The organism is Pseudorhodobacter sp. E13 (genome assembly GCF_003991405.1).
GTDB lineage: Bacteria > Pseudomonadota > Alphaproteobacteria > Rhodobacterales > Rhodobacteraceae > Pseudorhodobacter.
Window position 1 is genome coordinate 1 of record NZ_RPEN01000108.1, and the last position, 2,848, is coordinate 2,848.

The 2,848-nt window shown below is 54.7% G+C and carries 3 protein-coding genes; all 3 read right to left on the bottom strand.

What is annotated here, in order from left to right:
* Positions 1-25: 25 nt before the first annotated feature.
* The 3 genes from EGN72_RS00365 to EGN72_RS19355 all read right to left on the bottom strand — a co-directional run bounded on the left by EGN72_RS00365 (position 26) and on the right by EGN72_RS19355 (position 2,787).
* Positions 26-1,411 (bottom strand): ISKra4 family transposase, encoded by a 1,386-nt coding sequence (locus tag EGN72_RS00365; RefSeq protein WP_127044694.1) that lies wholly within the window; start codon positions 1,409-1,411, stop codon positions 26-28.
* An 18-nt stretch (positions 1,412-1,429) separates the two neighbouring features.
* Complete coding sequence (locus tag EGN72_RS00370; RefSeq protein WP_127044692.1) at positions 1,430-2,008, bottom strand: recombinase family protein; 579 nt, start codon at positions 2,006-2,008, stop codon at positions 1,430-1,432.
* A gap of 116 nt (positions 2,009-2,124) precedes the next feature.
* Positions 2,125-2,787 (bottom strand): plasmid pRiA4b ORF-3 family protein, encoded by a 663-nt coding sequence (locus EGN72_RS19355; protein ID WP_127044693.1) that lies wholly within the window; start codon positions 2,785-2,787, stop codon positions 2,125-2,127.
* Positions 2,788-2,848 lie beyond the last annotated feature (61 nt).

Sequence of the window (2,848 nt, forward strand, 5' to 3'; positions counted from 1 at the left end):
GAGAGTACCCCAAAGCGTGGGGCAATCATGCTGCCATTTTCTGATCTCCGTCTGGCTTCATCCCCGGATACCATTGCTGGAACTTCGTACGCAGGGTGCCGTCCAGCGTGCGCGTGCGTGTTTGCAGCATGAGGTGAGCCCCTGTTTTTGACCAACGCATCTGCTGGCGCTTGCAGAACCGCTTGCCCACGACGGTGTTGACGGTGCTTTCAACAAAACCTGTAGACACACGCTCGCCATAACGTCGCCGCTCTGCATAGTTGGGGATCATCCAGGCATTGTTGGCGATGTAGGTTTGGAATTCGCGCGCTGCCTTTCGTAGGGCCTTGATACTGGCGTACTCTGTTTCAATCTCGTCAAGATCCATGATTAGGTCATCAATGGCAACCTGCCCATCATGCAGGTTGCCATTCCATAGATACCCTTTGATCTGCCGAAGGTACCTGGCCATCTCCTCGGCTTCCTCTGGGTCCGGATGAGCAAGGCCTTTGACATACTGATGCATCACGGTGATGCGCATCGTGATATGGAACCAGTCCAGAAGATGCTCAGACGCAGGTGCCATATCTTGAGCGATCTTGATGACGGTATCACCACCATCGGTCATGAATGTGACGTGCTGGTTTTCCTGCCAGCCCTGGTCTTTCAGAATCTCTTTCAATCGCCGTTTGGGTTTTTCATCATGACTTTGCACAAGACCAAGGTAGCGATCCGGGCGATCTGTGGGAATGGATTTGCCAACCATGACCTCAAAGTGAGATTGGCCCTTTTCGCGTGACCGAACATACCCACCATCAATCCCAACCGTGATCGGGCCTTCCGGATTGGAAAGCTGCTCCCGTTCATAGGCGTTGGTCGCGACAAAACTATACCGTTCGTCGGCCAGCTCAGTTTCCATGCGGCTTGCTACACGCCCCAAATGCCTGCGCACAGTTTCTGCGTTTAGGCGTTGGTCGATTGGCAGCACGTCTTTGAGTAAATCTACCGTGACGCCATATGAGACCAAAGACGCCCACTTCGTTTCCAGCCAGAGCATTTCTGGCGCGACATGGTGGGGGAGCAGCACTGTCAGCGGGCTGAACGTTTGGGCAGATCCAGCATGACACCCACAATGATAGAAACGCGGACTGTCTATGGTGATATCGCCAAAGACGGTTCGGTATTGAACAGATTTGTTGCCCTTGCGCCGAAGCCTCCCTGCGCAACACGGACATATGGAATGGTCGGCACAGAACGCCGCTGTTTGTGCGGCAACGATTTCCTGCTGCAAATTGAACAGCAGCGCCTTACTGTCTCCAATGGAGAGCCCGATTTCAGCGGCGCTCTCATAGCCTTTCTCAAAAGCTGCAATTTCATGCTCATGCACCACCCCATCTGGGGCGGTGATTGCAATCTTGACCGATATGTCCATCATCTCTGCTGCTCCCTCTTACCCTGCCGCGTCGCGGACCCTCATAATTGTTTGCCTGCTGGTTTTGATGTCCCGTGCGATGGCAGAGACACTTTCGCCATTTGCCAGCCTTTGACGCACGAGATCTTGTCGTTCGCCTGACAGCGCGGGCGGACGGCCCAAGGTTTTTCCCTCAGATTTCGCGCGGGCCAGCCCTGCCTGTGTGCGCTCAATCAAAAGGTCGCGCTCAAACTGTGCGACTGCGTTGATCACACCCATCGTCAGCTTCCCGGCGGAACTGGTCAGATCCACCCCACCCAGAGCAAGGCAATGAACACGGATGCCGCGCTCTTCAAGTCGTGCCACCGTGCTGGACACGTCAATGGCATCGCGGCCAAGCCGGTCGAGCTTAGTGACAATCAGAACATCTCCCTGTTCCATCTTTTCCATCAGGCGGCCAAAGCCCGAGCGCTGCGCGATGGCACGTGAGCCAGAAATTGTCTCGGTGATGATACGGTGTGGCTCGACGCTGAACCCAGCCGCCCTGATCTCCATAACCTGATTTTGCGTCTCTTGTTCAAAAGTCGAAACGCGGACGTAGGCAAATATTCTGGTCATGTGGGCTCGCTGTAAAGAAATAGGTGTCCGTAATTCTACCTCTGTCCTATACCCCGTCAAGATAATTTTTGAACACTATCCCACGCCCTGTCCGCAACCGCTCCTTTCCGGACAGGTCACATCAACTGCTGATGCATCAGGTCGCGATGTCGCCCATCCCGAAACAGAGTATTCACATCGCGTCGGGAGAAGGGCGTTTCAAGGTAAGGCTCGCGGGCCTTCATGCGATCCAAAACGTATTCCAGATCATCCAGGTCAAGATCATCCAACGCCTGGCCCGTGTCATGGCGTTCCAGCAGATCTTGGCCAAAGGACGCCAAAGCCGCAAGGTCCTGCCAAGCATCATAGCCATTGGCCTCGTCCCGCCGCGCAAGATAAACTTCGGGACCACCGCATTCTTCAGGCGGGCACGCACCCGCGCCACCCGTGCAAACTGGGTAGGGCTTCTTAGGATCAGGATCCAATATAGCTTCGATACGGACTTCGTGTTTCCAATAACACCCCATATCGTAGATGTAGGAAAGCCGGTCATTCCGGCGAAACCCGAAGCCGCTTAGTGGAATATCTGGGCTCGCGGCATGCAATTCCCAAGACCCATAATCGACGGCGTGAATATCAAACTGGAACAAGTGAATGCCGTCCCACCCCATTGCGACCTGAAGGGCCCCATGCAACTCACGCAAGGTGATGGACGTGGAAACCAACACGCGTCGCCAGATCATCGGGCTGATCCCCAAAAGCCGGATCTTCAGCTGGAAGGTTTCGGGGGCAGAATGCATCCATAATTCTTGCCAGAATTACCATCAAAACGCAATTGCCCCACGCTTTGGGGTGCTCTCC